The organism is Pseudomonas folii (assembly GCF_014357575.1).
Taxonomy (GTDB): domain Bacteria; phylum Pseudomonadota; class Gammaproteobacteria; order Pseudomonadales; family Pseudomonadaceae; genus Aquipseudomonas; species Aquipseudomonas folii.
The window spans coordinates 1-8,027 of sequence record NZ_JACONW010000204.1 but is presented as its reverse complement, the minus strand read 5'-3'; the positions used below and the strand labels follow the sequence as shown (position 1 = coordinate 8,027).

Genomic DNA, 8,027 nt, shown 5'->3' with positions numbered 1-8,027 from the left:
TGGGGGTCCTCTTACAGCCTCAAACAGAAATGCTGTACCGGCCCAGATTGCTCAACACATACGGGGCATTCTGTGCCGTCGGACGGCGACCGGAATCACCCAGCGCATGACGCAGAAACTCTTGGGTACGCTCGCTGATCGGCCGCTGGAATATCTGGTCGGCGCTGCCGTGTTCGACGATCAAGCCGTTCTCGGTGAAATACACCACGTCGCTGATTTCTTCGGCAAAGCGCATTTCGTGGGTGACCAGCACGCAGGTCATGCCCTCCTCCGTCAGCTCACGAATAACGGTCAGCACTTCCCCGACCGTTTCCGGGTCCAGCGCGGAGGTCACTTCGTCGAACAGGATCAATTCAGGCCGCATGGCCAACGCCCTGGCAATCGCCACGCGTTGTTGCTGACCACCCGACAACTGCCCGGGATAAGCCTCCGCCTTGTGTTCCATGCGGACCTTGGCCAGCAACGCACGAGCCTGTTGCTCGGCGTCGGCTCGGCTGAGACCGAGCACCTTGCGCGGGGCAATCACCAGGTTCGCCAGCACCGACAAATGCGGAAACAGGTTGTATTGCTGAAACACAAATCCAACCCGCTTGCGCAACTCGATACGGTCGGCCTCGGTGGCCAGCTTGTTGACCTCCGTTGCGCCGACCTGGATGGTGCCGCGCTGGGTCTGCAGCAGACCGGTGATGCAGCGCAGAATGGTCGATTTACCCGATCCTGAAGGCCCGATAATCGACACCGCCTGGCCCCGTTGCACCTCCAGATCAATACCTTTGAGGACATGATTGGTGCCGAACGACAAATGCAGATCGCGCAGGCTGACCAGAGGAGTGGGAGCTGTATCAGTAGAAGGCATAACGGCGCTCCAGACGTTGAGTCAAGCGTGAAATCGGATAGCAGTAGGCAAAAAACAGCGCCAACAGGCTCAGGTAAATCAGCACGGTGAAACCGGTCTGATTCACGGTGTTACTGGCGATCTGCGCGGTGTCGATCACGTCGTGCACACCCACCAGCGAAGCCAGCGCCGTGCCCATGGTGATCACCGCATAAAGATTCATCCACGGCGGCAACATGCGTTTGAAGCACTGCGGCAGGATGATCGACGTGAAGATCTGCCCGCGAGTGAACGCCAGCGAACGCGCGGCTTCCCACTGCGTGCTGGGGATCGAGCCAATAGCGCCGCGGAAGATTTCCGCGACGTTGGCGCTGGCAGGCAATGCCAGGCCGATGGTGACCTTGACCCAGTCAGGAAACGAAATGTAAGAGCTGCCAATGTGAATCTCGAACGGGAACACATACGTCGTGAAATAGATCAGCACCAGCCAGGGCGCGTTGCGGAAAATCTGCACCCATATCCGCGCAGGCAGGCGCAATATCCAGCTGGGCGACAAGGCAAGCGCACCGATCAACAGCCCGGCGACGGTGCCCAGACCAATCGCCACCAGGCTGATCAGAATGTTCTGTCCGAAGCCCTTGGCCAATGCGGGCGACCATTGCACCAAGGCCATGAACACCGGGCTTTGCGGCGCCGCGAAAATCAGCCACGCCACTGCCAGCACAGCCAGAAGGAGCTTGCCCATGCGGCGACGTTGCCAGGTCAGCGGCAACGCTGCGGTGGAAGAATCAGTGGCCATAACCGGGCATCCTCAGGCGCGTTTCAAGGGCGCGGCCTACACAATTGACGACAAAGCTCAGCAAGCCAAAGAACGACAGAATCAGAATCATCAGCTCCAGCACGTTGTCGCTCTGGGTCCAGATCATGATCGCCGCATAGGTGATGTCGCCGACGGCAATGGCCGACGCCACTGCGGTCATTTTCACCAGATCAATCAGATTGTTGATCAGCGACGGTAAGGCAAACCGTAGCGCCAGCGGCAATTGCACATTCCACAGCAACTGACGGCTGCTGAATGCCAGCGAGCTGGCGGCTTCCATGGTGACCGACGGCACTGCCTCGATACCGGCGCGTAATGCTTCGGCATGAAACGCGCCCTTGTGCAGGGAAATTACGATCACCACCCAGGCAAACGGCGTCAGCGGGTTCGCCGCGCCGACTGCCTGAGTCAGCAGCATGTTCAGCACCAGAAACGCGCAATACAACTGGACGAGCGTCGGCGTATTGCGGGTGACTTCAATGAAGATTCGCGCCGGAGTGGCCAGATAGGCTTTGCCCGAGGTGAGCATTGCCGCCAGCAGCACCCCGACCAGCAAACTGCCGACAATGGTGAATGCACAGAGCAACAAAGTGGTCAGCGCACCGTCCAGCATGGAGCCGCGCTGGTAGGCATCCAGCAAGAAGTTGTAGTTGAGTCCGAACCCGGCGGTCCAGTGCACAAACAGTTCCAGCCAATTGCTCATGCGGGGACCTCGCTTTGCAAACGTGCACAGGCCGCGGCGATGCGTCGCCCGGCTTCGGCAACGCTGGCCGTTGCAGTGGCAATCGACAGGCGGAACCAAGGCGACAGTCCATAAGCACTTCCTGCAACGCCAGCAACGCCCGACTCAAGTAGCCAGTCGACCACATCGGCATCGCTATCAATGCGCTGACCGTCCGGACGATAACGACCGAGCAAACCGGCGCAGCGGACAAACACAAAGAATCCGCCTTGTGGCTCCAGCACCTGTAAGCCATCCACATCGCGCAACGCAGCAACCAATAGATCGCGACGCTGGTGATAAGCCGCGACTTGCTCCGGCAGGAAACCCAGACCACCTTCAAATGCCGCCAATGCAGCGGCCTGCCCCACCGACGATGCGCCGGAGGTAGACTGGGACTGGACGACCGTCATGGCAGTAGTCAGTTCTTGCGGCCCGGCACCAAAGCCGATGCGCCAACCGGTCATGGCATAGGTTTTGGACACCCCACCCACCAGCAGGCAACGCGATTGCAGATCAGGCGCGACGTTGAGCAGGTTCAACGCCTGACGGTCATCAAACCGAATGTGTTCATACAGCTCGTCGAGCAGCACCAGGACCTGAGGATGGCGGCGCAACACCTCGGCCAGCGCCAGCAACTCGGCTTCGCTGTACACCGCGCCGCTGGGGTTGCCCGGGCCATTAAGAATCAACCAGCGGGTGCGCTCAGTGATGTGGGCCTCCAGTTGGGACGGCGTCAGTTTGCAGCCCTGCTCCAACGGACATTCGATGAACACCGGTTCGCCACCACTGAAACGTACGCTGTCAGGGAAAGAAGGCCAATACGGTACCGGCACCAGCACTTCATCACCGTCATCCAGGGTCGCAGCGAAGGCGTTATAGATAATCTGTTTGGCACCATTGGCGATCACGATGGAGGGCAGCGTGTAGTCCAGACGGTTTTCCCGTTTGAGTTTGCGCTGCACGGCATCACGCAAGGCTTTTACGCCGGGGGTCGCGGTGTACTTGGTGTCGCCCGCCGCAATCGCCGCATAGGCGGCCTGTTTGATGTGTTCCGGGGTATCGAAATCCGGCTCACCGGTAGTCAGGTCGAGAATATCGACTCCCGCTTCGCGCAAGGCGGTGACACGGGATTTGGCCGCGGCATTGGCCGACAGCGTGACGCGTTGCACGCGTTTTGACAGACGCACACTCATGGCGCTTCTCCCTGTTCGCCAACCATCAGGACTTTGCCGGGGTTGAGCAGGTTTTTCGGGTCCAGCGCCTGCTTGATGCGACGCATCAGGTCCAGCTCTACCGGGCTTTTGTAGTGCGTCAGCATCTGCAACTTGCGCTGACCGATGCCGTGCTCCGCGCTGATCGAGCCGCCGAAGGCATGGGCACAGTCATGCACCAGCGCACTTAAAGCGGCGTAATTGGCCATATGCGCCTCAACCGTCGAATCCAGCGGATGGGCCACGTTGTAATGCAGGTTGCCGTCGCCCAGGTGGCCGAAGGTGAAGTTGCGCACACCGGGGAAATGCTTCTGCAGCAAGGCATCGGTGTGCGCCACGAACTCGACCACACGGGAGATTGGCACGGAGATGTCGTGCTTCATGTTGCGACCGGCGCGTTTCTGCGCGTCACTCATATTCTCGCGTAGCAGCCACAGGGCTTCGCTCTGGGCGAGGCTTTCGGCGATCAACGCGTCGGCCAGCAAATCGCGTTCGAACGCAGCGCCCAACACCTCTTCAAAAGATTGCCGGGCATGGCTTTCGCTGTGGTTATCCGACAGTTCCAACAGTGCAAACCAGGGTTGCGCTGCCTTGGAAAATGGTTGTGGGCCGTCAGGAAATTGTTCGCGCAAGAGCGCCAGGCAATCCGCCGTCAGTAATTCGAAAGCCGTCAGGCTTGCGCCAAATCCAGCACGCGCGTGGGACAGAAAGCTCACCGCCTGATCCAGCGACTCAAACGCCAGAAAGGCTGTCGCCTGCGCTTTGGGCAAAGGGAATAGCTTCAAGGTCGCAGCGGTGATAATGCCTAGAGTGCCCTCACTGCCGATGTACAAATCACGTAAGTCGTAGCCGGTGTTGTCCTTACGCAAACCGCGCAGGCCATGCCAGATTTCTCCTTCGGCGGTCACCACTTCCAGCCCCAGAGTCAACTCCCGAGTGTTGCCATAACGCAGCACCGCAGTGCCGCCCGCGTTGGTGCCCAAATTGCCGCCGATGGTGCAGCTGCCCTCTGCACCCAGGCTGAGCGGAAACAGACGGTCCGCGTTGCGCGCCACGTCCTGCAGGTTTTGCAGGATGCAACCGGCCTCGACGGTGAACGTGTCGTTGTCGGTATCGACAGCGCGCACGCAATTCAGACGATCAAGCAGCAACAACACCGCTGTACCGCTGGAATCCGGTGTCGCCGCGCCCATTAATCCAGTATTGCCGCCCTGCACCACAATCGGCGCTTCATGGGCGACACACAGGCGCACAACCGCTGCGACCTGTTCGGTATCGGCCGGATGCACGATAGCCACCACCCGCCCGACATAGCTGCCCTGTTTGTCGGTCAGTTGCGGCGCAGCGTGTTCGCCGCTCTGCACATGGCTGGCGCCCAGCAGCTGCTGCAACGCCTCTAACAGGGCAGCACTCATTGTTTGACGGCCAATGGCACGGCATTGCGGAATTTTTCATGCAGATCGCGCAAGGCCTGGGAAGGTGCCATGCCGGTGCGTTCGCCGACCTCGATCAACCAGCCGCTGCGGTGCCAGTCACGCACAATGGCGTCGAGTCTGGCTTGCACGTCATGTTCGCCCTTGCGGATCCAGATCACCGAGTTGGACGGGATCAGGTCGGTCGGCAAAGGGGTCGAATAATCGGCCCACTCGTCTTCGCTGAGCAGCGCATGCATGGTTGGACTGACGTGCACCGCCGCGACACATCCGTTACCGCGCAAGGACAACAGCGACTCGGACTGGCTGCGGAACGCCTTGATTTGCGCGCCGTAGGTTTCCTGCAATGGTTTGATAAAGTTGCTGCCCTGGGACACGCACACCGGCTTGCCCTTGAGGTCTTCCCACTTGCTGATGCCCGCGCCCTTGCGAATCAGTGCTGCACCGCCGACTTCTTCATAAGGGGTCGGCACATAATCGAGAATCCCGGCGCGCTCATCGGTGTACTGCATGTTGGCAATCAACAGATCGACTTTGCCCTGCTGCAGGAACTGCACACGATTAGGTGCCAGCACGGAGACCGTTTCCAGCTCGACGCCCAACTGTTCGGCAATGCCTTTGGCCAGCTCGACGTTGTAGCCCTGATGCGCACCGGTGGTTGGGTCAATGGTGCCAAATGGCGGGCCACTGAGAATCACCCCGATGCTGATTTTGTGACGCTGCTGGATCTTGTCCAGTGTCGCGTCGGCATGGGCGAGCCCTGCGCAGAGCACCAGCCCGAGGGCTGTGAGGGTTTTGAGGGTGAAGAAGGTGTTCATGGGTGTTTCCTTGGTAACCGAAGTCGGTCATTTGGAATAGTGCATCCTGTGGGAGCGGTGCTTGCCCGCGATAAACGATAACGCGGTGTCTCTTCCATCCGCGTCTCATGCATCGCGGGCAAGCCTCGCTCCCACAAAGGGTCAACAAATCGAATCGTTACCCCTTGAACTGCGCGTGCAGCTCAACCAGCGCAGGCGATGCCGGGGTGATGTTGTGGCGCTTCTCGGCCTCGATCAGAAAGCCGGTGCGGTGCCAGTCCTTGACGATGGTGTCGAGCCTGGCCTGGGTGTCGGTTTGGCCCTGACGGGTCCAGATCACGGACGGTGCCGGGTTGAGTTCCGGGGAAATGGCGCGGTAGTCCTTCCATTCAGGATTGCTGGCCAACAGTGGATTGATCAGGGTGGAGTCATGAACAGCGGCAACGCAGTTGTTGCCGCGCAGCGCCAGTAGCGATTCCGACGAGCTTTTGAACGCCCTCAGTTCAGCCCCGAACTCGGTCAGCGGCTTGACGTAGCTGCTGCCTTGGGAGGTACACACCGGCTGACCTTTCAGGTCTTGCCAGGTATTGATCTTGCTGTCCTTCAATACCGCTGCCGTGCCGCCAACCCGATAGAAAGGCGTCGGCACCGAACCCAGAATCTGACCGCGCTCGGCAGTCCATTCCATGTTGGCGATCAACAGATCCACCTTGCCTTGCTGCAGGAACTGCACCCGGTTGGCAGGCAGGACCGGCACCAGCTCCACTTCAGCGCCCAGACGGCGGCCGATGTCTTCGGCCAGATCGACGTTCAGCCCTTCAGGCTTCTGGCTGGACGGATCAATGGAGCCGAATGGCCCACCGGAAAGCAGAACCCCAACCACCACCTTGTGCCTGGCTTCAATTTTGTCCAGCGTCGCATCGGCCTGGGCCATACCGCTGACGGTAAACGAAACCAAAGCGCCCAGCATGACGGGCAACAAACGAGAAACTGGCGTGCGAGTGGTCGGCATAATCATTCCCTGTTAACGGTCGGCGTACCCCGACCTGATGTGAGGGCATCCTAGGTAGCGCCAACGATTAACGGAAATTCAAATATCAAATATGGTTATAACTTTCTGTATTCCAGCTTTAAGCAAAAACGCTATAAGCTTGTAAAACGGGGCCCTTATGGAGTTTCTGAAAAATACCGACCGGCATTACATAAAAATACGTAATGTATTGAGCTACCTGATTGATATGAACCGAGCCATGTCCCATGCCGAACAATCCGCCCAGCCCGACCCTTGACCTTGAATTGCTACGCACCTTCGTTGCAGTGGTCGATCACAACAGCTTTGCTGAAGCCGGGGTCCAGCTGGCGCGCACGCAATCCTCCGTCACCCAGCACATGCAGCGTCTGGAACTGCAAGTGGGGGTCAGCCTGTTTCAGAAGCAGGGCCGCCAGAAACAGCTCACCGAACCGGGCCACCAGTTACTACGCCATGCCCGGCAAATGCTGGCGCTCAATGACGAAGCACTCAACGCCCTGCGCGAGGACAGTTTGAGTGGCGTCCTGCGCATCGGCTCGCCTCACGACATCGCCGATACCATTCTGCCGCCGATCCTCAGCCATATCGCCCGTTCAGCCCCCCGCCTGCGGCTGGAAATAGATGTCGGCCGCAGCCCGTTTCTGATGGACGATTTGCATCGCGGCAAAGTGGATCTGGTGATTTCCACTCGCGAAGATCCGGACCTCGAAGGCTTTGCCTTGCGCACATCGCCGGTGTGGTGGATCTGTTCTGCCGGGTACCTTCACGAGCCGGGCGAGCCGCTGCCGTTGATCCTGATAGACGAGCCAAGCATTTACCGGCGTTATGCGCTGGAAGCCCTGGAGCGCGCCAATATCCCCTGGCGTCAGGCGTATCTCGCATCCAACCTGATCGGTGTCAAAGCCGCGACCCGAGCGGGACTTGGGGTAACGGCACGAAGCATGGAAATGCTCGGCCCCGACATGCGCGTGCTGGGTGAAAACGACGGGCTGCCGCGCCTCCCGGACGTGACCTACCACCTGTGGATCAGGCCCAACACCGTCAACCCGCTGGCGCGCCGGGCCTATGACCTGATTCGTGGGAGTCAGGGGTTGTAGGGGAAGTTCTGAGGAGTGGCAGAGGTTTTCAAGTAAAGATTTTGCTCATTTAAATTGGAATGGGATCGTATGTGGGAGCG

General features: G+C 59.4%; 8 protein-coding genes. 1 reads left to right on the top strand and 7 read right to left on the bottom strand.

Going from position 1 to position 8,027, the window contains the following annotated elements:
* Window positions 1–19: 19 nt before the first annotated feature.
* The 7 genes from H8S59_RS24930 to H8S59_RS24900 form a co-directional block, all read right to left on the bottom strand.
* The gene (locus tag H8S59_RS24930) at window positions 20–856 is read right to left on the bottom strand and encodes an amino acid ABC transporter ATP-binding protein (protein WP_187523153.1); all 837 of its coding nucleotides are present in this window, start codon (window positions 854–856) and stop codon (window positions 20–22) included.
* Entirely contained in the window at window positions 843–1,634 is a 792-nt protein-coding gene (locus H8S59_RS24925) for an amino acid ABC transporter permease (RefSeq protein ID WP_187523152.1), read from the bottom strand. Before H8S59_RS24925 ends, H8S59_RS24930 begins: the two co-directional genes overlap by 14 nt.
* A complete protein-coding gene (locus H8S59_RS24920; protein ID WP_187523151.1) occupies window positions 1,624–2,358 on the bottom strand; it encodes an amino acid ABC transporter permease in 735 nt (244 codons plus the stop codon). The genes H8S59_RS24925 and H8S59_RS24920 overlap by 11 nt, the downstream gene beginning before the upstream one ends.
* On the bottom strand, window positions 2,355–3,572 hold the full coding sequence (locus H8S59_RS24915) for an aminotransferase class I/II-fold pyridoxal phosphate-dependent enzyme (RefSeq protein ID WP_187523150.1): 1,218 nt from the start codon (window positions 3,570–3,572) through the stop codon (window positions 2,355–2,357). Before H8S59_RS24915 ends, H8S59_RS24920 begins: the two co-directional genes overlap by 4 nt.
* Complete coding sequence (locus tag H8S59_RS24910; protein WP_187523149.1) at window positions 3,569–5,005, bottom strand: FAD-binding oxidoreductase; 1,437 nt, start codon at window positions 5,003–5,005, stop codon at window positions 3,569–3,571. The genes H8S59_RS24915 and H8S59_RS24910 overlap by 4 nt, the downstream gene beginning before the upstream one ends.
* A complete protein-coding gene (locus H8S59_RS24905; protein ID WP_187523148.1) occupies window positions 5,002–5,841 on the bottom strand; it encodes a transporter substrate-binding domain-containing protein in 840 nt (279 codons plus the stop codon). Before H8S59_RS24905 ends, H8S59_RS24910 begins: the two co-directional genes overlap by 4 nt.
* A 157-nt stretch (window positions 5,842–5,998) precedes the next feature.
* Window positions 5,999–6,832 carry a transporter substrate-binding domain-containing protein gene (locus tag H8S59_RS24900; protein ID WP_187523147.1) on the bottom strand — a complete coding sequence of 278 codons (834 nt, stop codon included), beginning with the start codon at window positions 6,830–6,832 and terminating at the stop codon, window positions 5,999–6,001.
* A 245-nt stretch (window positions 6,833–7,077) separates the two neighbouring features.
* Between H8S59_RS24900 and H8S59_RS24895 the strand changes: the two genes are divergently transcribed.
* Window positions 7,078–7,947 carry a LysR substrate-binding domain-containing protein gene (locus H8S59_RS24895; RefSeq protein ID WP_187523146.1) on the top strand — a complete coding sequence of 290 codons (870 nt, stop codon included), beginning with the start codon at window positions 7,078–7,080 and terminating at the stop codon, window positions 7,945–7,947.
* The last annotated feature ends 80 nt before the right edge of the window (window positions 7,948–8,027 follow it).